Genomic DNA, 20,166 nt, shown 5'->3' with positions numbered 1-20,166 from the left:
GAAAAGTTATAGCAAAGCAGTAACCATCGCCACGGGAGCCCGTTAAACCAACCAAATCTACAAACTAAAAGAAATAAACAAGTAAGCAGGCTACAGCAGCAGTTGAACGAGGGGATGAATTAGATTATAAAAAAACTGTAAAGGCCTTAAGCGAGACAAAATTAATCTGAAAATATAAGGGTGAAAAAAAAGCAGGAGCTTCTCCTGCTTTTTTGTTTTTCCTATTTCAGGTCCGAGTCAGCCCCAAGGTACTGGTGCGCTGCTTTGGGACCAGGTTGCTGCGACGCGCCACGCTGTAGGTATAAGGTTTGTGTCGGGAAGGCAAATTCGGCGCCGTGCCCTTCAACGATCTCCACAATCTTAAAGTTGATCTCCTCCTTAATGTCTATAAACTCATTCCAGTCCATGGTATCCACAAAGTAAAGAATCATGATGTCTTTGGAGTGCGCACCTAAATTAAGGAAGCGAATACGGCCGTCCTGGTTGGTGCGCGGGTGCTGGTCAATAAAAAGCTGTATGTCGCGGGTAATGGCGCGGATCTGCTCAGAGGTGGTGTCGTAAGTCAGGTTGATGTCGAACTTGGCCCTCCTGAATGTGCGGAGTGTCAGGTTGTCGAGCGGCTTGTCGATCATGTGTTTGTTAGGCAGCGTAACGAAGCTCTTTTCAAGGGTTCGCAGCCGGGTGCTACGGAAGCCGATCTTCTCCACCACGCCTACAAGTTCACCTACCTGCACCAGGTCGCCTACCACAAAAGGCTGATCCAGGAAGATGGTAAAGGAGGCTAGCAGGTTCTCCAGGCTTTCTTTGGCGGCAAAGGCCAGGGCCAGGCCCCCTACCCCTAAACCAGCCACTAAACCCACCACATTCACATCAAACACGGTTCCGAGCATAATCAGGAAGGCGAAGATCACAAGCATCACCTTCGAGAAATCTTTAAAGAAGGGCACTAGCTGGTCATCGAGCCTGGAGGCTGTTTTCTCGGCCCTGTGCTTAAAGATCAGGGCAGCGAAATCGATAAAACGCATGATTACCCACGTTAACGCCACAATCACGAACACCTGGTAGGTGCGGAACATGAAGGTTTTCAGCAAGGGGTCGTCTTTTCTTAAATCACTGGGGTCGAGGGGGTAATCCAGCACCTGAAAAGCCAGGTACAGAAACACCAGGAACATCAGTATTTCAAGCGGCTGAATAAGCAGGCGCCTGAACTCAGGAAGATGATCTTCGTGCGAGAACCTTTTCACGAGCCGGTACAGGATGCCCGACACGAGCTTAGAGAGTACTGTTTTAAAGATGAAACCAAAAAGCAGGATGCCCGCCGAGAGCAGGTATTCTGTAACGGTGTTACCCAGAAACTGATATTCTAACAATTCTCTCCAGTTCATAAAAAAAGGTTTTAGAGCAACTGGCTTAGCGCAATTTCGAAGCTCTTTTTAGCGATCTCTGTTTTCTGTGCTTGTTTTTGATACGTTTTGGCAAGTGCCTCGCCAATGATACGGGAAACATCAGAAAATATTGCCTCATCGGTTATCTCCACCTCGTTTTCCATGAGGTAAGCGAAAACGCGCGCCATGCCGCAGTTGGCGATAAAGTCGGGGATAACGGAAAGATTCTGGTCTGCGAACTCTCCCGTAGGGCCAAAGAAAATCTCCGGGTCCTGGAAGGGTACATTGGCTCCGCTGGAGATAACCTCCATGCCGTTGCGTATCATCAGTTCCACCTGCTCTCTGCTAACCAGGCGCGAGGCAGCGGCAGGAATAAATATCTCTGCCGGCAGTGACCAGATGCGCGCATTTACTTCCTCAAAAGACAGCAGCCCCTCCGGGTTCAGCGCATTTCCCTGGCGGCTCAGAAACAACTCCGTGATTTCGTTGAACGACAGGCCTTCCTCAGCTATCAAACCGCCGGCCCTGTCTATAATACCCACAATTTTAACCCCGTTAGCGGAGAGGTAGTACGCTGCGGCAGCCCCAACATTCCCCCAGCCTTGAACTATGGCCCGCTTCCCTTCAAACTGCCCGCCCCAAATGGCATAGTAGTGGCGCACGGCTTCCGCTACGCCAAAGCCGGTGATCATGTCGGCTACCGTATACTTGCGCGCGGTGGAAGGGGAGTAGTGCGGGTCCTCGATTACCTTTACAACTCCCTGGCGCAACTGGCCGATCTTGTTTATCTTCTGGGGTTCAGAGGCATTGAAGTGGCCGTTTACAATGCCTTCCTGCGGATGCCACAGGCCATAATCCTCTGTAATGGGAATGACTTCGTGTATCTCGTCCACATTCAGGTCGCCCCCGGTGCCGTAATAGTTCTTTAGCAGCGGAATAACGGCCTTGTACCAGCGTTCCAGCACGCCGCGTTTGCGTGGGTCAGCGGGGTCAAAGTTGATGCCTGATTTTGCGCCCCCGATGGCCGGGCCCGACACAGTGAATTTGACCTCCATCGTTTTGGCCAGCGACTCCACTTCGCGCTTATCCAGGCCTTTGCGCATCCGGGTGCCTCCGCCGGCGGCACCGCCACGCAGCGAGTTGATCACCACCCATCCCTCAGCCTCTGTCTCGGCGTCTTTCCACTCAAAAACTATCTCAGGCCTTTTATTCTCAAATTTCTCTAACAGGTCTTTCATGTAGTGCACATTGCTTTTTACTGTGCAAAGGTACAAAATTAGATAGGAGTGCCTAAGGCCACTGGGACTTAGGCAAGATAAATGGCGCCCCCGATGTTATCCCTGCTTGCACCGGTAACGCTTTGCAGGCAGTTGTGCTCGCCGCGCCAGCGCAGCACGCCCAAAAAAGCAAAGATCAATGCCTCTTTAAAAGAGACGATCTCCGGAGACGGCACCTGCACGTCGTATTGCTCCCCGAGGTATTGCCAAATCAACTGCATTAAAAAGCTGTTAAAGGCGCCTCCCCCTGTAACCAATACCCGGTGTTGGCCCAGGTGAAGTAGGGGTAGCGCCTGCTTTATCTGAAAGGCAATGTGGTGGCACACGGTGTGCAGTTTGTCCGGAACGCTTGCGCTATTGTTTCCCAGCACGGCCAGGCTGTTGTCCAGCACCCACTCCTTACCCAACGATTTGGGCGCAGGGCCAGAAAAATATGCCGGCTGGTTTAATGCATCATAAAGCGCGGCTTGCATGCTGCCCAAACGGGCAAGCGCCCCGTTGTGGTCGTAGGGCTTTTCAACCTGGTTGGCCAACGCGTTAAGCAGCAGGTTGCAGGCGCAGATATCGAAAGCAAGGCGCTTGCCCTTCTGCTGGAAGGAGACATTAGCGATGCCGCCCAGGTTGATGCAATAGTCATAGGAATTGAACAGGAGCGCATCGCCAATGGGCACAAGCGGGGCGCCCTGGCCACCCAGGGCAATATCCATTGTTCTGAAGTCGCAGACAACCGGAAGCTGTGCCGCAGCGGCAATGTAGGCCCCATGGCCCAGCTGCAGCGACACATGCTGATCGGGCTGATGAAAGATCGTATGCCCGTGGGAGGCAACAAAATCAGGGGCGATTTCGTGTTGTGTTACAAACCGCCGCACCTGCTGCCCCAGGAATTTGCCGTAGGCATGGTGAAGTGCAATAAGCTGGCGCGCCGTCGTAGTCTCCGCATCCCGGAGGGAGTCAATTAAAGTATGAGTATATGTTAATGTATTAGTATTTAGTATCTCATATATCCAATTTTCTTTTTTATACGTAAATCTACAATGTGCAATGTCTATGCCGTCTAACGACGTTCCGGACATCAGCCCGATCACATGATAAGTATCCATGGTACGAAAATATAAAAATACGCTGACACCAACTCAGCTAAATAATGTAGACGTCGTATATACCTTATTATGAATAGAATTGCTAAATGTATGTAGAAACTGTTAGGTATAAATTTTAATTATGAAAAGTTTGTTGTCAAGAGTAGAATCCAAGAAAATAGATAAGGCGGCCGCCATGCTGAAGGTACTGGCACATCCGAAAAGGCTGGCTATAGTCGACTTGCTGGGAAAAGAAGATAAAATGACCGTTACCGAGATCTATAAGCACTTAGATCTGCCGCAGGCCATTGCTTCGCAGCACCTTATCACACTAAAGGACAAGGGTGTTTTGTCCTCTTTTAAGGTAGGCACCAAGATTTATTACTCACTCGCAATCCCGAAACTGATTGATGTGATCGATTGTCTGGAAGAATGCTGCATCGACATCTAGGAGTAGTGTTTCAGGTGGTATGTACTGCCTGTCAGCTGTTTTGTAGAAAGCCAAAGGTCCTCGTACTACCTTCTTTTTAGAAGCTTACGAAGACCTTTGGCTTTCTATTCACTAAGAAAATATAGCTATCTACCAATTTCTATAGATTTGCCTCCGACGACTGGTTCTCCAGGTCAAAGAGGTCATTGAGCACATCTATCAGCGTTTCCGCTTCGCCGCGCTTGCAGGCTGCTTTCAGCTGAAGCACGGGTAGCTTGATTATTTTCTGCATCATAGATTTGGTCATGTTATCAAGGCGCTTGGTCTCCTCGGGGTCAAGCTTCTTCATATAGCGCGCCATCTCCTCTTGCCGGATAGCCTCCAGGGCATTCTTCAGGCGGTTAATGGTTGGGGAAACCATCATCTCTTTCGACCAGTCGTTGAACTGCTCAATAGATTCCTGGATAATACGCTGCACCTTAGGTACAGCATTTAAGCGAAGCTGCAAGGCTTCAGAAGCCTTGTTCTGAATCGTATCGATATTATACACCAGCACCCCAGGTATACTTTCAAGGTCGGCCTCCACGCTGCGCGGTACGGCCAGATCGATAAAAAACTTAAAGGAAAGCACATTCAGGCGCTTTACCATTTCCTTGGTAAAAAATGGCGTTTCACGGGCCACCGATGAGATTACCACGTCTGCCTCTTTCAACCCCTGCACCATATTCTCGAAAGGCAATACTTCCAGCCCGCATTCTTCGGCTAATGCCTGCGCTTTAGCCTGCGTTCGGTTTGTGATTCTGATGTTCTTGTAACCCGCGTCTTTCAGGTTCCGGCAAACGTCAGCGCCAATTTCACCGAGGCCAACCACCAGTATAGCGGGTTCCTGCATGTCGGCGGTCAGCTCCTCGATCAGTTCGATGGCGGCGTAGGAGGTAGAAGCGGCACCATCGCGGAAGGCGGTTTCCTGCACCACGCGCTTGTTGGTAAAGAAGATGGTGTGCATCAGGCGGTGCAGAAAAGGGCCCGCCGTTTCGTTGTCAGCAGACCATTGGTAGGCCACCTTCACCTGGTTGGATATCTGCATGTCGCCCACCACCTGCGACTCAAGGCCCATCGCCACATCGAACAGGTGCTGTACGGTGTCGTCGTGCTCGTTCAGGATGGTAAAGTAATCCAGGTATCTGGTTATATTCTCAATGCCTTTGGTAATGCCCAGGAGCTTTACTATCTGCTGGCTGTAATCCGTGTCTGCACTATAGTACACCTCTGTGCGGTTGCACGTGGAAAGTACTAATATGTCGGTGGCCTGAATAAAGGCCTTTAGCGTCTGGAGGAACTGTCGGCAGGAAATTTCATCTAAGGCAATCAGCTCCCTGATATCCAGCGGCGCTTTTTTATAAGATAGGCTGATTGCTTTAAAATTCTGAAGCATAATAAGTATGTTCTACTAAAGTGCAAATTTAAAGCTCAAATTTTTAAAATGAAACTTACTTGCCCTTAATGTTTAATTTATACTAATTTAAAATAATTTACGTGTACACTGCATGATACCCATTTACTCTCAGAAGAACAGGATTAAGCTCATTGTTGTTATCGTGGCGCTTATAATCGGAGCTGTCACCATCACCTACACCAACATCCTGGTAAGCAAACTATCTGAGCGTGAGCAGGAACTGGTGCAATTGTACGCCAAGGGCCTCCGGTACATGATCAATGCGCCCAGCGATGACAACATTGTTTTTATTGAAGAGGAGATCTTGTCGTCGAACAACACGGTGCCTGTTATTTTAACAGATGAGCATGAGAATATTCTCGATTCTAAGAACATCGATTTACCCAAAAACATTTCAGAAAAAAGAAAAGCGCAGCTGCTGCAACATGAAATAAATAAAATGAAGGCGCAGCATGCCCCCATCATCGTTCCCTGGGCCGAAGGCTCCGAGAATTATGTGTTCTACAAAGATTCTGCCCTGCTCTCGCAACTCCGCTTTTACCCGTATGTGCAGCTGATCGTGATCGCCTGCTTTGCCCTGATGGCCTACTTTGCCTTCAGCTACTCGCGACGCGCTGAGCAGAACCGGGTATGGGTAGGCTTGGCCAAGGAAACGGCCCACCAGTTGGGCACCCCCCTTTCGTCGCTGATGGCCTGGTACGAGTACATTAAGGCAAGCCCCAAGTTTGAGCACGAGCCCATAATCGAGGAGTTGGGCAAGGACGTGCGGCGCCTGGAGGTGATCACAGAGCGTTTCTCGAACATCGGCTCGGTGCCCCTGCTGCGCGACGAGAATTTACTGGAGGTAACCCAGAATGCGATCAACTACCTGCAAAACCGCATCTCACGCCAGGTTATCTTCACTGTAGAGTCTGCATTTGCCCCGGAAATAACGGCTAAAGTAAACGTGTCGCTTTTTGACTGGGTAATTGAGAACATCTGCAAAAACGCGGTGGATGCCATGGAGGGGAGGGGAAGTATAACTATAAAATTGGTGCTGCTGGGCAAAGCGAATATAGCCGTAGATATAACCGATACCGGAAAAGGCATCCCCAAGAGTAAAATGGCCTCGGTGTTCCTGCCCGGCTTCACCACCAAAAAAAGGGGTTGGGGTTTGGGGCTGGCACTGGCCAAGCGCATCATCGACAATTATCACCGGGGCAAGCTGTTTGTGAAATGGTCAGAGGTGGGCAAGGGAACTACCTTCCGGATTGTGCTGAACAGGTAATGAGAAGTTAGAAAGTTGTGGAGTTAGAAAGTTTGAAAAGAATCTCTTTGTCCTTTGTCAAAAAAATCCTTTGTCTAAAAAATGGTTGAGGTAGTAAAGTATAGTTCGGCGCACAAAGCTGATTGGGACGCTTTTGTGGCGGGCTCCAAAAACGGTACGTTCCTGCTGCACCGCGATTACATGGAGTACCATGCCGATCGCTTTACAGACCATTCGCTGCTTTTTTACCGCAAAGGGAACCTGGTAGGCCTGCTGCCAGCCAACGAATTACAGGATGAACTGCACACACACGCGGGGCTGACCTACGGAGGCGTGGTGACGGGTGCCCGCATGAAAATAACCGTCATGCTGGAGGTATTTGAGGCAATGCGGTTGTACTTGCGCGAGCGTGGGTTCAGGGTGCTGAAGTATAAAACGATCCCGCATATTTACCACCGGGCCCCCGCCGAAGAAGACATGTATGCCCTGTTCAGGTACAACGCGCAGCTTGTACGGCGTGATGTGCTGTCAGTGGTGGCCCCGGCAAGCGGTTTAAAGTACAGCAAAAAGAGAAGGTGGGAGGTAGCCAAAGTACGCGCCTATCCATGGTTGCTGGGCCTTTCGCAGGACTACAGCCAGTTTATGCAGGTGGTAACGGCGCTGCTGCAACGAAAGTATGGCGCCGTGCCCGTGCATACTCCCCAGGAGATACAGGGGCTGGCCGGCAACTTCCCCGACAACATCAAGTTGTACGTGGCCGGCGCCAACGACGGGTCCATCGTGGCAGGCGTGCTCATTTACGAAACCACCACCGTGGCGCACTGCCAATACATCGGGTACACGGAACAAAGCCAGCGCACAGGTGCCCTGGGGGCCTTGATCGATTTTCTTTTAACCAAAGTGTATCACCGGAAAGCCTATTTTGATCTGGGGGCATCTATGGAGCAACAGGGCCTGCACCTGAACAGCAAGCTGTTGGCGAACAAAGAAAGTTACGGGGCCAGAACAGTGGTACACGATTACTACGAACTGGAAATTTAGGCATGCCGCCGGCCTACGCCAGCGGCGGTCAGGTATCAGGCAGCTTTCACGCTGTGTTTCTGCACGGTGTTCTTTTTCCCCAGAAACTTAATGACGGCCCAAAGTACTGCCGCCCCAATGGCATACACCAGCAGCCAGTGCACCCCCCAGCTAGACAAGTTTGTGCAGATCAGGTTGGCGACCAATGCCACCGTAATGGCATAAGGCAGCTGTGTCTTAACATGGTCGATGTGGTTGCAGCCAGAAGCCAGCGAGCTCAGAATGGTGGTGTCGGATATCGGGGAGCAGTGGTCGCCGAAAACCGAGCCAGCCAACACAACCGAAATCACATTGTATATGATCGGCATCGTTTCTTCCAGGCTCAGGCCCTGCGACTGGCTAACGTACCAGGCAGCAGGCAGCATGAGTGGGTAAAGTATAGCCATGGTGCCCCAGCTAGACCCTGTGGAGAAGGCAATGATGGCAGCCAGGAAGAAAGTGATCTCCGGTAAAAAATGCGCCGAGATATTGCCCGAGAACAGGGAGGTGAGGTATTCTGCGGTGTAAAGCTCCTGGGTAACCGCCGCTAACGACCAGGCAAGTATAAGTATGAGTATGGCCGGCAGCATGGTCTTAAAGCCCACCACCAATGATTCCATGGTTTCCGTCAGGCTCATGATGCGTTGGCTAACCGTTAAGGCCACTGCTACCAGCACCCCACTTAACGAGGCCCAGATCAAGGCCACATAAGAGTTGGAATCGCCAATGGTGATTGAGAGTTTACGCATAAAGCCAACACTGGCATCTGCCCATACTTCGGGGTTATAGCCTGTATAAAGCAACCCGACCAAAGTGCCGGCGATAACCACTATTACCGGGATCAAGGCATTTACAGCCCGGGTGCGGGCAGGGTTAATCGGCTCGAATTCAGACATCTCCAGCTGTTGTTTCTCCTGGCCATTCCGGTCCATGCCGGCAGCCGTCACAGCCCCTGTTTCGCGCGCCCTTATCTCCGCATGGTGCATGGGCCCGAAATCGCGGTTCATCAGGATAAGGAAAAGCATAAACACCAGGGTAAGCACCGGGTAATACGCGTACTCCAGGGAGTGGAAGAAAAGCGAGTAGGCCCCTTCCTCTATGCCGAGGGTGGTGGCTGCATCCTTAATATAGCCCAGCTCTGCCCCAATCCAGGTGGTAACGAAGGCAATGGCTGCCACAGGCGCTGCGGTACTGTCTACCAGGTAAGCCAGTTTCTCGCGCGATACGCGGTGCCCGTCGGTTACCGGGCGCATGGTGTTGCCCACAATCAGGGTGTTGGCATAATCATCAAAGAAAATAGCAATGCCTAGTGCCCAGGTTACCATTTGCGAGCTTTGTGCCGATCGGGCATAGCGTGACAGGATGTTCACCACCCCAGCCATGCCTCCGTTTTTAGAGATGATGGCCACCATGCCCCCAATCATCATCGAAAACAGAATAACACTTACGTGGTCCGAGTCTGTGAGCGCCTCCATCAGGTAGGTGTCTCCAACGGCCAGCAGCCCTGTGAAGATCGATTGCAGCGACAAGCCGTAGATAACAAAGCCCCCCACCCATATGCCGGCAAAAAGCGCGATAAGCACTTCCCTGAAAATCAGGGCCAGCACGATAGCGATAAGCGGAGGAAGTATGGACAGCCACATCGGAAACTCTTTAACCCCGTTGGGCGCCTCGTCGTCCAGGCTATACAAACGGGCAATATTATGGGTGCCCAGGTTCGCCGTGACCTGCACCAAACGGGCCTTCTCTGCCAGCGAGAACTGGGCCTCGCCCTCGGTAAAGCTGGTCTCCTGCAGCGCGCCGTTTAAGCGCAAGGGCAGCGGGCCGCTATACTTAATCAGGTTGCCGAGTTCATCGGTGGTGCTTAAGGTAAAAGCTGTGTCGTTGACAGCCTGTAAATTAAGCTCCTTTATAGACTCCTTGCCGGGGGCAGCCTCCTGAGCCTGAAGGTGGTAGGAAAATAAGAAAAAGGTTAATAAGCTGAAAAGCGTTTTAGAAAGCTTCATTTACAAGTTAATTCTGATGTTCAACCCCTCAAGTAACTAAATTTTTCTAACATTCAGATTATAACAGCCAGATAATAAGTATCCCAGAAGGTGGTGCGGAGCTTATATAACTCTATTTAAGGAATTTTATTCGCTTTTAGGCAGAATGGATGTGGCAGCACCTTCTAACATCAACGCTAAGCAATAAGATGTTCACCTCTGTGCTTTACAAGCATTGCATGTGCTTTGTACAAAAAATAACAAGTTTATACTTTACGGATTAGAGCTACACCATGGAAAGTTGCATTCAGCTGCTTCAGTGAAGTGGGTAGCAGCATAACGCCGCCAGGTTGCGTCAGACACAGTAACTGTCCGGAAAAGGATATCACAACAAGGCCTTCAATCAAGGGCGAGAACAGAACCATGCTTTATTAAGTCTGAGGCTTACTTTGCCCTGTTCACTATAAAAACGCCCGCCAGTATCACCAGCATGCCAAGGTAATGCCATAGCTGAATGGTTTCCCCGTCCAGCACGCCCCACATAAGCGCCACGATCGGGATCAGGTAGGTAGTGGAGCTGGCAAAGAGCGTCGTGGACATGTGGATAAGCTTATTGAAAAGCACCAGGCCGATGGCGGTGCTAAACACGGCCAGTAAAGCAATGTACATCAGTGCCTCCCAGGCCCCGGGTGTGTGCTGTAGTTTATAGAAAACATCCGTCGTAAACAGATAGCCGATTGCAAGCGGGGCCACCGTGAGCAGGGCGATGCTCGACATTACGAGGGGCTTCATGCCCTGCAGCCGGTGTTTGATGATGTTCACGCTACCACCATAACATACCGTGGCCACCACAATGTAAAGGCCATAGTATTTGTTGTCCATGTCTGTGCTGCCATTGCCTGAGAAGATAAGCACGACCGTGCCCAAAATGCCTATCATAATGCCCAGCATGCGCATCCAGGTGATGGACTGGCGAAAGAACAATGCCCCCACGAGCAGGGTGAACAAGGCCGTAAGGGAATTCAGCACACCTGCCAGGCCGCTGGCCAGGCGGGTTTCGGCGTAAGCAAACAGGAAAGCAGGCAACAGGTTACCCAACAGGCCGCTGCCGGCCAGGTACTTCCAGTGCTGTGGCGCTATTTTACCAACGTGCCTCAGCGCGAAAGGAGAGAGCGTGAGAAAAGCAATGGCAATGCGCAGGGCCCCCAGCTCATTAGAGGTATAAACGACAAGCCCTTTTTTGATCAGGATGAAAGATGTGCCCCAGATAAGCGCAAGGATGATGATCAGGAACCAGGCAAGCGGCGGTGTGGCGGTTGCCGCAGCATCCGATTTGTTTTGTGTTGCAGTTTTGATGGTGTCGGGCCTTTAAAAAGTGAGCGTAAGCGTTTTGGGAAAAGACAAGTAAGGGTATTCGGCCGTAGCTGCAAACCATATGGTGTTCAGGCTACACTCAACTAGTTTCCTGAACTTCTGTGTAAGCCATAGTGTGGGCTATTTCCTCCAGGGTATCGTAAATCTCCTCAATATCCTCGGATTGTACCAGGCGCATACGCAGGGGTTTAAAGTGCGGCAAACCACGGAAATAATTGGTGTAGTGGCGGCGCATCTCAAAAATGCCCAGCTTATCGCCCTTCCACTCCAGGGAGTGTGTAAAGTGCTGGCGGCAAACCGCCACGCGCTCAGCCAGGCTAGGCTCAGCCAATAACTGGCCCGTTGCCATGTAATGTTTGATCTCGTTAAAGATCCAGGGGTAGCCGATGCTGGCGCGGCCCACCATGATGCCGTCTACGCCATACCGGTTGCGGTACTCCAGGGCTTTTTGCGGGGAGTCGATGTCGCCGTTGCCAAAGATCGGTATCGTCATGCGCGGGTTGTTCTTCACAGCCGCTATCAGGCTCCAGTCCGCCTCGCCTTTGTACATCTGCACGCGGGTGCGGCCATGTATGCTCAGGGCCTGTATGCCAATATCCTGCAGTCTTTCCGCTGTTTCCACAATGTACTTGGTATCCTCATCCCAGCCCAAACGGGTTTTAACGGTAACCGGCAGGTGCGTGGCATTCACAATTTCCTGAGTCATCTTCACCATTTTAGGCACATCGCGCAGCAAAGCGGCGCCGGCGCCCTTGCAGGCCACGTTCTTTACCGGGCAGCCGTAATTGATGTCGATCAGATCGGGTCCGGCCTGCGAAGAGACAATGGCCGCCTCGCGCATAGAGTCGATATCGGACCCGAAGATCTGAATGCCGACCGGGCGCTCGTAATCAAAAATATCAAGTTTCTGTACACTCTTGGCTGCATCGCGTATCAAACCCTCAGAAGAGATAAACTCCGTATACATTAAATCTGCGCCGTTAGCCTTGCACACCTTTCGGAAAGGCGGATCACTCACGTCTTCCATGGGAGCCAGTAACAGCGGAAATTTACCTAGTTCTATGTTCGCTATCTTTACCAAAGCAAAATTTAAATTTTAGCGTAAATTTACGTCAATTAAACCTAATCTTCTCTATGAAAGGTTTCATCTCCAAAGATCTGCATCCATTTTGGGTGATTTTATTGCTGCTAGCCTTTATGACGGCGGGTTATTTTGTAGCCAGCTTTATCTATAGCCTGGTGGTGAACTGGATCTATGGCATCAGTATCTTTGAGCTTGTAGAGGTGGTGGAGAACCCGGCCGCTCACCCCAATGGGGTCAGCGCCATCCTGCTGTTTCAGGGGGTGGTGCAGTTTTTCTCCTTTGTGGTTGCCCCGCTGTACCTGCTCAAGGCTTTCGGCTATAACCTGGATACCTACCTGAGCTGGAAAGTATGGCCGGGCATCGGGCTGGTGCTTTTAAGCGGTTTGCTTATACTCCTCATCATGCCTGCCAACTCCGTGGTAATCGACTGGAACGCTAACATGCACCTGCCTTCTTTTTTAGAGGGGTTTGGGCGCTGGGCCAGGGCCAAGGAAGATGAACTGGCTGAACTGACCAGGCTGATCGCCGACTTCAGCACACTGCCAAAACTCCTGGTGGGCATCATTGTGATCGCAGCCATTCCGGCCGTAGGCGAGGAACTGGTGTTCAGGGGCGTGTTGCAGCGCCAACTGCACCGCTGGGCGGGCAACACGCATGTGGCCATCTGGGTGGCAGCATTGGTGTTTGCCGCCATTCACATGCAGTTCTTCGGGTTTGTGCCGCGCGCTATTTTTGGCGCCCTCTTCGGGTACCTTTACTTTTGGTCGGGGCGCATTAGCGTACCCATTCTGGCGCACTTCCTCAACAACGGCTTTACCGTGTTCTTACTTTACCTGCAGCAAACGGGTAAAATAGATTTCGATGTGGAGAGCACATCGGCCATGCCCTGGATCAGCGTTGCCTTGTCGTTGGTTGTAAGCGCTGCCGTGCTCTACTTCCTGCATCAGCGGTTTGCGCCACTGCCTGTGCGTGCCGAAAGCATAGCCGAGGCCGAGGCTGGCATCAGGCCAAAGGATGAGGAATAACCGCCATACTTACTGCCAACGCCGAACCAAGCCAACTAAACCTTACTAGCCCCTCACGGCCCCGACCAAAGCCCTTTTCATGAGTCAAAGAATAGCCACACTTAGCAATCTCAGTCAAAGAATTATAGTAGGGGTGCTGGGCGCCGCAGTTTTTATCGGAAGTATACTGTACGGGGAGTGGACGTATTTTCTGCTCTTTCTGGGCCTCACGCTGCTGGGCATCGCTGAGTTTTACAAACTGATACAGGTACAGGAGCTCAAACCCCACCGGGGCGTCGGCATTACCCTCGGCGCGCTTTTCTTTGTGTCCATGTTCCTGGTCGAGAAGGAGCTGATGCCATCAGAGCTGCTGTTTCTGTCCATACCCGTTCTTTTCCTCATTTTCATCCTGGAACTCTACCGCAAGCAACCGCATCCGTTCACAAACATTGCCTTTACTTTTCTGGGCGTGGTCTACATTGCCGGGCCTTTCGGGCTTTTGCACACGCTGGCTTACTTAGAGGATGAGTACAGCTGGCAACCTATACTTGGCCTGATGCTGTTGATCTGGGCCTCTGACACCGGCGGATACATTTTTGGGAAGAACTTCGGCAAGCATAAACTGTTTGAGCGCATCTCGCCGGGCAAAACCTGGGAGGGTTGGGCCGGGGGCACCCTGCTGGCCGTGGTGGCCGGTTATGGAATGTCCTTCTTCTTTACCGACCTGGAGCTCTACCAATGGATCGGGGTGGCCGTTATCGTGGCCGTTTTCGGGGTTTTAGGAGACCTAACGGAGTCGCTGCTCAAGCGTAGCCTGGGCGTAAAGGACTCAGGCACGCTGCTGCCCGGCCACGGGGGCCTGTTAGACCGCTTTGACAGCCTTTTAATGGCGATTCCGTTTGTGGTGGCCTACCTGAAAATCTTCTAGAAATATTTTGATTGCCCCCGTAGGAGGTTGCAAGTATAATTCTCAACTTTACCGCCTGAATTAAATAATCACTCACCGCTTAATTTTATAGTAGATGATGTTATACAAAGAGCCTGCACCGATCAAGGACAGAGAAAATCCTTTCGAGTCGATGATGTCGCGCTTCAATATTGCTGCTGAGGTGCTGGGATTGGATGAAGAAACTTACAACGTTCTGAAGTCTCCAGCCCGACAGGTTATCGTAAACGTTCCGGTTACGATGGATGACGGCAAAGTGCGTGTGTTTGAGGGATACCGTGTTGTGCACTCTACCATACTGGGGCCATCAAAAGGGGGAATCCGGTATGCGCCGGACGTGTTCCTGGATGAGGTGAAAGCCCTGGCCGCCTGGATGACCTGGAAATGTGCCGTAGTGGACATTCCGTACGGCGGAGCAAAAGGAGGTATTATCTGCGATCCGTATTCCATGTCTGCCGGTGAGATAGAGCGTTTAACCAGAGCCTATACCGCCGCCCTGGTAGACCTTTTTGGTCCGGACCAGGATATTCCTGCGCCGGATATGGGCACAGGCCCGCGTGAGATGGCCTGGCTGATGGATGAGTACTCCAAGTCGAAGAACTCTACGGTGCACGCTGTGGTAACCGGCAAGCCGCTGGTGCTGGGCGGTTCTCTGGGCCGTGTAGAAGCAACAGGCCGCGGGGTGATGGTGTCCGCTTTGGCTGCCATGGAAAAATTGGGCATGGACCCGTCAAAATCCACGGCTGTCGTGCAGGGCTTCGGCAATGTGGGCACCTGGGCCGCCAAGCTAATGGCAGAGCGGGGCGTGAAGATACTGGGCATCAGCGATGTGAGCGGTGCTTACTGGAACGACAAAGGAATTGATATTGAGGAGGCGATTGAATATAAGAACGGCAACAACGGCAGGCTAGAGGGCTTTACAGGCGCTGAGCAGATGAACCCGGACGAGCTGTTGACCGCCAAAGTGGATGTGCTGGTACCTGCTGCCGTAGAAGACGTGATCACGATCCATAATGTGGACAAGATACAGGCGCGCCTGATCGTAGAAGGTGCCAACGGCCCTACGTCCTATAAAGCGGATAACATCATCAACGAAAAAGGGATCATGGTTGTGCCGGATATCCTGGCAAACTCCGGCGGGGTAACCGTATCATACTTCGAGTGGGTGCAAAACCGCATGGGCTTTAAATGGACCCTGGACCGCGTAAACGAACGGGCAGAGCGTATCATGAACGAGTCGTTTGAGCGCGTGTACGCAGCTTCGCAGAAGTATAACGTGCCGATGCGCATCGCGGCTTATATTGTGGCAATCGACAAAGTGGCCATGACGTATAGGTACCGAGGTGGATTCTAAGAGAATATTTTTATAAGAATAAGCAAAAGTTTATATAATTTTGAAACAGGATAATAGCTCATCCCTAAAACTGGATGAGCTATTATAAGTTATATAAGTACCCGCGGCAAATACAGCAAACATGAAAATTCATAAGGAAGGAAGAAAAATATTATTTTTTACGCTATTGGCTTTGCTGGTGTTGAACCTGCTTCTGTACCAGTTCAACGCTGAAAATAATACCTTTAACCGAATTTTCTCCGCAGTTTCTGTGGTGCTGTTCCTGCTCATCCTGCAGTTTTTCCGCAGCCCATACCGCAACCTGCTGCTGCACGAAGACCTGCTGGTGGCGCCTGCCGATGGCAAGGTGGTGGTGATCGAGGAGGTGGAAGAGCCGGAGTATTTCAAGGACAAGCGCAAGCAGATATCCATTTTCATGTCGCCGATAAACGTGCACATCACCCGAAACCCCGTTTCCGGTATTGTGTCCTACTTCAAATACCACCCGGGCAACTATTTTGTGGCCTGGCACCCAAAATCAAGCACCCAGAACGAGCGCACAACGGTAGTGGTAGAATCGACTGCCGGCCCTGAGGTGCTTTTCAGGCAGATTGCCGGCGCCATGGCCCGCCGCATTGTATGGTATGTAAGCAAAGGCGATGAGGTAAGCCAGGGCGAGGAGTTCGGCTTTATCAAGTTCGGCTCGCGCGTGGATATCTTCGTGCCCCTGGATACAGAGATCAAAGTGGAGCTCGGCCAGAAAACCAAAGGAGGACAGACCGTAATAGCGCAGCTTAAAACAGATGCCCCTACATTTTTTGGATAAGACTCTTTTGAGAAACAGGATTTAAGAATTGAAGTATAAATCAAAACAAGAAGGCCGCTGCAAGTATAAACTGCAGCGGCCTTCTTGTTTATAAAATAGAATTTAAAAGCTCGGATATTCTGTCTCGGATTTCCTGCCGCAAGTTTAGCCTTGGCGCAACTTGTGGCTAAGTATGGCAGCAGCTTGTAACTGCTTTGCAAAAGTAAAATTGTTTTAGCCGAAGCTATACTTTATACTTCGGCAATAAGCCATAAAGTGTAAATCTTATAAAATGCACTTTTCTGCTGGCGCCGAAAGCCAGCTGCAAACCAAACTACTGCAGAACGCCTAACCGAGATACTAATACCAACTCTCCACCAGCTTCATCAACTGCTCCAGGTACTGCTGGTCTGTTTCATCAAAATCATCGAGTTTGTCGCTGTCCACATCCAGCACCAGTTTTACTTCTCCGTCCTTAATGGCTGGTAGCACGATTTCAGATTTAGAGTCGCTGCTGCAGGCAATGTGCCCCGGAAAGGCCTCTACGTCTGGCACCAGTATAGTTTGCTGGCGGGTATAGCAGGCGCCGCACACGCCTTTGTGGTACGGGATGCGCGTGCAGGCCACAGGTCCCTGGAAAGGCCCCAGCACCAACTGGCCCTCTTTGTTGAAATAAACGCCTACCCAGAAAAAGCCCAGTCCCTGCTTCAGGGCGGCCACCAGGTTTGAAATGTTTGCGATCAGGTCTGTCTCGCCGGTTACCAACGCTTCTATCTGCGGCAACAGTACTTTATATTTTTCCTCTTTGCTGAGGGCTTGGTCTACTAAAAGTGATTCGGCCATGAATGGGTTTTGAATGAGTGAATGTGCGTATGAATGAAGTGGTGGTTTTTTACAGGTTATGGTAATGCAACAGCTGATCGGGGCCTAAAGTTTGCACAGAACCCAATGCCCCAAATGCCATGTGGGGGGATTTGATACCGGTGCCAAGTGTTTTATGCATGCTTTTAAACACTACGGCCTCATCCCAAAGGTTTGCCTGCAGCAGGCTCTCCAGTAAAAAAGTGCCGCCCTCCACCAGCACAGATAAAATATGGCGCTGGTGCAGGTCCTGCATGATCTGCGGAAGCAGAAGCTCCTCCTCCAGCAATTTTACAAAGTATAGGTTATGCTGCGCTTCCTGCTTTTTAAAATTGTATACCACCGTAGGCTGGCCCTGGTCGAATAAGTGCAGGCTCTCGGGCAACCGCAGTTGCTTGTCTATCACCAGCCGAAGCGGACTTTTGCCACCCCACAGGCGCGTGTTCAGGCGCGGGTTGTCCTGCAGTGCTGTGCGACTGCCTACCATAATGGCCTGCTCTTCGGAGCGCCATTTGTGCACGAGCCGCTGCGCCAGCCGGCCGCTGATCTGCTCTGGCTGATAATTGGCTGCTGCCACAAAGCCGTCGGCTGTTTCGGCCCATTTCAAAAGTATAAAAGGACGCCCCTTGCCATGAAAGGTGAAGAAGCGCTTGTTCAGTTCCAGTCCCTCTTCTTCCAGCACGCCCACTTTTACCTGCGCCCCTGCATCAAACAGCTTTTTAATGCCCCTTCCGGCCACCAGCGGGTTAGGATCCGTGTTGCAGATCACTACATCCTTCACACCGTTGCTGATCAGGAGGTCGGCGCAGGGCGGGGTTTTGCCAAAATGTGCGCAGGGCTCCAGTGTAACATACACGCGGCTTTCAGGCAACAGGCTTTTATCCTCCACGGCGGCAATGGCATTTACCTCTGCATGCGGGCCACCGTATTGTTTATGCCAGCCCTCCCCGATGATCTGCCCCTTGTGCACCACCACACACCCCACCATCGGGTTCGGGCTGGTGTCGCCGTGCCCTAACCGGGCCAGTTCCAGCGCACGCCGCATGTATAGTTCGTCAGGCATGGTTGCGTTAGTGGGTATAAATTTAAAGCGTTTAACTGCGTAAAAACTGGAAGTATGGCCTAGCCACCTTTCGTAGCTTCACAACCTGTTTAAGCTTTCTTTATGAGCAGTAGGCCGCATAAAAATGAATTATGCAAAGGCGCTCAAATAAAAACCTGTTTCGTGTGTCCTGCTACTTGTGGCGCACGTATTTTTGCAAAGATACCTAAATCTACCTAAAAGTATAGCCGTGGCCACTATCCAGGAACTGCAGTATTTTATCCGAGAGAACATAACAAAGGCGTACCCCGAGCCGGAAGCCGGTGCCATCGCGCAGCTGGTACTGGAGCATGTGCTGCAAAAGTCGCGGATGCAGCTTAGCATGCAGCAACACGAGCAGGCAACACCGCAGCAGGAAGAGGAAGTAAAGCGGGCCGTAACCCGGTTGCAGCAGCAGGAGCCGGTGCAGTATGTGCTGGGGGTGGCGCACTTTTACGGACTGGACCTGCAGGTGGATGAGCGGGTGCTGATCCCGAGGCCGGAAACAGAGGAGTTGGTGGACCGGGTGATCAAACAGCACCAGGGGCAGGAGCATCTCCGGATCCTGGATGTGTGCACCGGGAGCGGCTGTATTCCGCTGGCCCTGGCGGCTAACCTGAAAAACAGCCGGGTAACAGGCCTGGAAATATCCGAAGGGGCACTGGAGGTGGCAAAGGCAAATGGGTCGCGGCTTCACCTGCCCGTGGAATGGCTGCTGCACGATGTGTTTGAGCCGATTACCAGTATTGCCCCGGCCTCCCTGGATATTATAACGAGCAACCCGCCGTATGTCCTGGAAGAAGAAAAGGCGCAGATGCGGGAGAACGTGCTGCAGTTTGAGCCGCACCTGGCGCTGTTTGTGCCGAACGCCGATCCCCTGAAGTACTACAAACGCATCGCTGCGCTGGGGCTGCAGCTTTTGCAACCCAACGGGAAGGTATACTTCGAGATAAACGAGCAGTATGGGGGGCAGGTGGCAAAGCTGCTGCTGAAAAAAGGGTATAGCCAGGCCGAAGTGGTTCAGGATCTGTTTGGCAAAGACAGAATGGTGGAGGCGGTTAAATAAGGGGCAGCCGCCAACCCGACGAATTCGTTATATCTGCCTGATTTATACTATAAACTCTTACCTTTGTGTAAACGCCTGCTGCCATGGACTATTTTGCGCACGAGACTGCTGTGATAGATGAAGGAGCCAGAATTGGCAAAGGCACCCGCGTCTGGCACTTTGCGCACCTCATGAGCGGGTGTGTCATCGGCGATGAGTGCAATATCGGCCAGAATGTGGTAGTGTCGCCGGAGGTGGTGTTGGGGCGCAATGTGAAGGTGCAGAACAATGTGTCGATCTACACAGGCGTAACCTGCGAGGACGATGTGTTCCTGGGCCCATCGGTGGTGTTCACCAACGTGCTGAACCCACGCAGCTTCGTGAACCGGAAGAAGGAGTTCAGGCCTACCCCGGTCAGAAGGGGAGCCTCCATTGGCGCAAACGCAACTATTGTTTGCGGTGTAGAGATCGGGGCCTATGCCATGGTGGGCGCTGGGGCGGTGGTTACGAAGCATGTGCCGCCCTTTGCCCTGGTGTATGGGGTGCCGGCAGTACAGCAGGGCTGGGTAAGCCGCTACGGGCATAAGCTAACGTTCAGCGAAGCCGGGGAGGCCACTTGTCCGGAAACGGGGGAAGTGTACCTGCTCACCGAGGGGGTATGCAGGCTGCAGGAGCGTTCAGAAAAATTGAATTGATCAGTACAACTTACAAACAGG

The 20,166-nt window shown here is 51.7% G+C and carries 19 protein-coding genes; 10 read left to right on the top strand and 9 right to left on the bottom strand.

Annotated features, from left to right (window positions below; genetic code table 11):
* Positions 1 to 221: 221 nt before the first annotated feature.
* The 3 genes from AC4BAN_RS14370 to AC4BAN_RS14360 form a co-directional block, all read right to left on the bottom strand.
* Entirely contained in the window at positions 222 to 1,385 is a 1,164-nt protein-coding gene (locus tag AC4BAN_RS14370) for a mechanosensitive ion channel family protein (RefSeq protein ID WP_490565104.1), read from the bottom strand.
* An 11-nt stretch (positions 1,386 to 1,396) separates the two neighbouring features.
* Complete coding sequence (locus tag AC4BAN_RS14365) at positions 1,397 to 2,623, bottom strand: Glu/Leu/Phe/Val dehydrogenase dimerization domain-containing protein (protein WP_490565103.1); 1,227 nt, start codon at positions 2,621 to 2,623, stop codon at positions 1,397 to 1,399.
* A 68-nt stretch (positions 2,624 to 2,691) separates the two neighbouring features.
* A complete protein-coding gene (locus tag AC4BAN_RS14360) occupies positions 2,692 to 3,762 on the bottom strand; it encodes an anhydro-N-acetylmuramic acid kinase (protein WP_490565102.1) in 1,071 nt (356 codons plus the stop codon).
* 121 nt (positions 3,763 to 3,883) lie between these two features.
* Here AC4BAN_RS14360 and AC4BAN_RS14355 point away from each other — a divergent pair, with 121 nt between their 5' ends.
* Positions 3,884 to 4,192, top strand: a complete 309-nt coding sequence (locus AC4BAN_RS14355; protein WP_187068257.1) for an ArsR/SmtB family transcription factor — start codon at positions 3,884 to 3,886, stop codon at positions 4,190 to 4,192.
* Positions 4,193 to 4,331: 139 nt separating this feature from the next.
* On the opposite strand, the gene hemA is transcribed toward AC4BAN_RS14355, so the two are convergent.
* On the bottom strand, positions 4,332 to 5,606 hold the full coding sequence (gene hemA, locus AC4BAN_RS14350) for a glutamyl-tRNA reductase (RefSeq protein ID WP_490565101.1): 1,275 nt from the start codon (positions 5,604 to 5,606) through the stop codon (positions 4,332 to 4,334).
* A gap of 112 nt (positions 5,607 to 5,718) precedes the next feature.
* Between hemA and AC4BAN_RS14345 the strand changes: the two genes are divergently transcribed.
* Entirely contained in the window at positions 5,719 to 6,894 is a 1,176-nt protein-coding gene (locus tag AC4BAN_RS14345; protein WP_490565100.1) for an ATP-binding protein, read from the top strand.
* Positions 6,895 to 6,975: 81 nt separating this feature from the next.
* Positions 6,976 to 7,914, top strand: coding sequence for a GNAT family N-acetyltransferase (locus tag AC4BAN_RS14340; RefSeq protein ID WP_490565099.1), 939 nt, complete (start codon positions 6,976 to 6,978; stop codon positions 7,912 to 7,914).
* 35 nt (positions 7,915 to 7,949) lie between these two features.
* Here the strand turns inward: AC4BAN_RS14340 and AC4BAN_RS14335 are convergent, their stop codons facing one another.
* Both AC4BAN_RS14335 and AC4BAN_RS14330 read right to left on the bottom strand, forming a co-directional pair.
* Complete coding sequence (locus AC4BAN_RS14335; protein WP_490565098.1) at positions 7,950 to 9,938, bottom strand: Na+/H+ antiporter NhaC family protein; 1,989 nt, start codon at positions 9,936 to 9,938, stop codon at positions 7,950 to 7,952.
* 423 nt (positions 9,939 to 10,361) lie between these two features.
* Positions 10,362 to 11,162: a DMT family transporter gene (locus AC4BAN_RS14330; RefSeq protein ID WP_490565201.1), complete on the bottom strand. Its 801-nt coding sequence runs from the start codon at positions 11,160 to 11,162 to the stop codon at positions 10,362 to 10,364.
* Here AC4BAN_RS14330 and AC4BAN_RS14325 point away from each other — a divergent pair.
* Positions 11,158 to 11,289 (top strand): hypothetical protein, encoded by a 132-nt coding sequence (locus AC4BAN_RS14325; RefSeq protein WP_490565097.1) that lies wholly within the window; start codon positions 11,158 to 11,160, stop codon positions 11,287 to 11,289. The genes AC4BAN_RS14330 and AC4BAN_RS14325 overlap by 5 nt on opposite strands.
* 81 nt (positions 11,290 to 11,370) lie before the next feature.
* Here AC4BAN_RS14325 and dusB read toward each other — a convergent pair whose 3' ends face one another.
* Positions 11,371 to 12,372, bottom strand: a complete 1,002-nt coding sequence (gene dusB / locus AC4BAN_RS14320) for a tRNA dihydrouridine synthase DusB (RefSeq protein WP_490565096.1) — start codon at positions 12,370 to 12,372, stop codon at positions 11,371 to 11,373.
* 53 nt (positions 12,373 to 12,425) lie between these two features.
* Between dusB and AC4BAN_RS14315 the strand changes: the two genes are divergently transcribed.
* The 4 genes from AC4BAN_RS14315 (at position 12,426) to AC4BAN_RS14300 (ending at position 16,484) form a co-directional block, all read left to right on the top strand.
* Positions 12,426 to 13,400 carry a CPBP family intramembrane glutamic endopeptidase gene (locus tag AC4BAN_RS14315; protein ID WP_490565095.1) on the top strand — a complete coding sequence of 325 codons (975 nt, stop codon included), beginning with the start codon at positions 12,426 to 12,428 and terminating at the stop codon, positions 13,398 to 13,400.
* 79 nt (positions 13,401 to 13,479) lie between these two features.
* On the top strand, positions 13,480 to 14,307 hold the full coding sequence (locus AC4BAN_RS14310; RefSeq protein WP_490565094.1) for a phosphatidate cytidylyltransferase: 828 nt from the start codon (positions 13,480 to 13,482) through the stop codon (positions 14,305 to 14,307).
* 97 nt (positions 14,308 to 14,404) lie between these two features.
* Positions 14,405 to 15,679, top strand: a complete 1,275-nt coding sequence (locus AC4BAN_RS14305) for a Glu/Leu/Phe/Val family dehydrogenase (RefSeq protein ID WP_490565200.1) — start codon at positions 14,405 to 14,407, stop codon at positions 15,677 to 15,679.
* 121 nt (positions 15,680 to 15,800) lie between these two features.
* Positions 15,801 to 16,484, top strand: a complete 684-nt coding sequence (locus AC4BAN_RS14300; protein ID WP_490565093.1) for a phosphatidylserine decarboxylase family protein — start codon at positions 15,801 to 15,803, stop codon at positions 16,482 to 16,484.
* Positions 16,485 to 16,823: 339 nt separating this feature from the next.
* On the opposite strand, the gene AC4BAN_RS14295 is transcribed toward AC4BAN_RS14300, so the two are convergent.
* Positions 16,824 to 17,306 (bottom strand): GAF domain-containing protein, encoded by a 483-nt coding sequence (locus tag AC4BAN_RS14295; protein ID WP_490565092.1) that lies wholly within the window; start codon positions 17,304 to 17,306, stop codon positions 16,824 to 16,826.
* Positions 17,307 to 17,355: 49 nt separating this feature from the next.
* Positions 17,356 to 18,387, bottom strand: coding sequence for a bifunctional diaminohydroxyphosphoribosylaminopyrimidine deaminase/5-amino-6-(5-phosphoribosylamino)uracil reductase RibD (ribD, locus tag AC4BAN_RS14290; protein ID WP_490565091.1), 1,032 nt, complete (start codon positions 18,385 to 18,387; stop codon positions 17,356 to 17,358).
* A gap of 229 nt (positions 18,388 to 18,616) precedes the next feature.
* Between ribD and prmC the strand changes: the two genes are divergently transcribed.
* Together prmC and AC4BAN_RS14280 are read left to right on the top strand one after the other, a co-directional pair.
* Positions 18,617 to 19,471 carry a peptide chain release factor N(5)-glutamine methyltransferase gene (gene prmC, locus AC4BAN_RS14285; protein ID WP_490565090.1) on the top strand — a complete coding sequence of 285 codons (855 nt, stop codon included), beginning with the start codon at positions 18,617 to 18,619 and terminating at the stop codon, positions 19,469 to 19,471.
* An 83-nt stretch (positions 19,472 to 19,554) separates the two neighbouring features.
* The gene (locus tag AC4BAN_RS14280; protein ID WP_490565089.1) at positions 19,555 to 20,145 is read left to right on the top strand and encodes an acyltransferase; all 591 of its coding nucleotides are present in this window, start codon (positions 19,555 to 19,557) and stop codon (positions 20,143 to 20,145) included.
* Positions 20,146 to 20,166: the final 21 nt, after the last annotated feature.

This window comes from Pontibacter sp. GD13 (assembly GCF_058216355.1).
Note: the sequence above shows the minus strand (reverse complement) of the source record. Positions and strands in the feature narration are given on the sequence as shown.

What these genes read in the sequence shown, in the direction of transcription:
- AC4BAN_RS14315 (WP_490565095.1), top strand. Translation starts at nt 12,426, where the DNA reads ATGAAAGGTTTCATCTCCAAAGATCTGCATCCATTTTGGGTGATTTTA.
- AC4BAN_RS14310 (WP_490565094.1), top strand. Translation starts at nt 13,480, where the DNA reads ATGAGTCAAAGAATAGCCACACTTAGCAATCTCAGTCAAAGAATTATA.
- AC4BAN_RS14295 (WP_490565092.1), bottom strand. Translation starts at nt 17,306, where the DNA reads ATGGCCGAATCACTTTTAGTAGACCAAGCCCTCAGCAAAGAGGAAAAA.
- AC4BAN_RS14280 (WP_490565089.1), top strand. Translation starts at nt 19,555, where the DNA reads ATGGACTATTTTGCGCACGAGACTGCTGTGATAGATGAAGGAGCCAGA.
- AC4BAN_RS14335 (WP_490565098.1), bottom strand. Translation starts at nt 9,938, where the DNA reads ATGAAGCTTTCTAAAACGCTTTTCAGCTTATTAACCTTTTTCTTATTT.
- hemA (WP_490565101.1), bottom strand. Translation starts at nt 5,606, where the DNA reads ATGCTTCAGAATTTTAAAGCAATCAGCCTATCTTATAAAAAAGCGCCG.
- AC4BAN_RS14340 (WP_490565099.1), top strand. Translation starts at nt 6,976, where the DNA reads ATGGTTGAGGTAGTAAAGTATAGTTCGGCGCACAAAGCTGATTGGGAC.
- AC4BAN_RS14370 (WP_490565104.1), bottom strand. Translation starts at nt 1,385, where the DNA reads ATGAACTGGAGAGAATTGTTAGAATATCAGTTTCTGGGTAACACCGTT.
- AC4BAN_RS14355 (WP_187068257.1), top strand. Translation starts at nt 3,884, where the DNA reads ATGAAAAGTTTGTTGTCAAGAGTAGAATCCAAGAAAATAGATAAGGCG.
- AC4BAN_RS14365 (WP_490565103.1), bottom strand. Translation starts at nt 2,623, where the DNA reads ATGAAAGACCTGTTAGAGAAATTTGAGAATAAAAGGCCTGAGATAGTT.
- AC4BAN_RS14305 (WP_490565200.1), top strand. Translation starts at nt 14,405, where the DNA reads ATGTTATACAAAGAGCCTGCACCGATCAAGGACAGAGAAAATCCTTTC.
- AC4BAN_RS14360 (WP_490565102.1), bottom strand. Translation starts at nt 3,762, where the DNA reads ATGGATACTTATCATGTGATCGGGCTGATGTCCGGAACGTCGTTAGAC.
- AC4BAN_RS14300 (WP_490565093.1), top strand. Translation starts at nt 15,801, where the DNA reads ATGAAAATTCATAAGGAAGGAAGAAAAATATTATTTTTTACGCTATTG.
- ribD (WP_490565091.1), bottom strand. Translation starts at nt 18,387, where the DNA reads ATGCCTGACGAACTATACATGCGGCGTGCGCTGGAACTGGCCCGGTTA.
- AC4BAN_RS14345 (WP_490565100.1), top strand. Translation starts at nt 5,719, where the DNA reads ATGATACCCATTTACTCTCAGAAGAACAGGATTAAGCTCATTGTTGTT.